Annotated in this window: 1 protein-coding gene; it reads right to left on the bottom strand. The window is 39.5% G+C overall.

Going from position 1 to position 621, the window contains the following annotated elements; all coding sequences use genetic code 11:
* Positions 1–621 (bottom strand): IS3 family transposase (locus QJ48_RS35025; protein ID WP_157261888.1); only part of this gene is annotated, 621 nt, incomplete at both ends.

The raw sequence follows: 621 nt of genomic DNA, 5'->3' as shown, positions 1-621 counted from the left end.
GCCAGCCCTGATCAGAATGTATAATAAGTACATCCTCTTCATGAATATGTTCAAACGCTTTATCCAGCATTTTGGACACAAGTGAATATACCGGACGCGATTCAATTGTGTACGCAACAATCTCTCCATTAAATAAGTCCAGCATCGGGGATAAGTATAATTTCTTACCAAATAATTTGAATTCTGTGATGTCAGTTACCCATTTCTCATTGGGCCTCGTAGCATTGAAGTTTCTCTCCAAAATATTTGGTGCTAATTTCCCAACATTCCCTTTATATGAACGATACTTCTTCATTCGCACCGTACATTTCAGCCCAATTTCACCCATAATTCGCTGTACCTTTTTATGGTTTACCTGGAGCCCTTCGTTGTGTAATTGATCCCGAATACGACGATACCCATATCGACCTTTGTGTTCATGGTATATAGCATTAATGCGGGATTTTAAATCTACGTCTTTATCTGGTCGGTCCCATTGGTTTACCCAGTAATAATATGTACTACGTGGGATCTGAGCCAGTTGCAATAACGCACGAACGGGGAATTCCAGCCTTAGTTCAAATACTACTTGCGCTTTATCTTTCTTTGTGATTTTTCCTTGCTTTGAACTAAGGCATTCAA

The organism is Paenibacillus sp. A3 (assembly GCF_001399685.1).
Lineage (GTDB): Bacteria > Bacillota > Bacilli > Paenibacillales > NBRC-103111 > Paenibacillus_G.
This window is presented reverse-complemented; position numbering and strand designations above follow the sequence as displayed.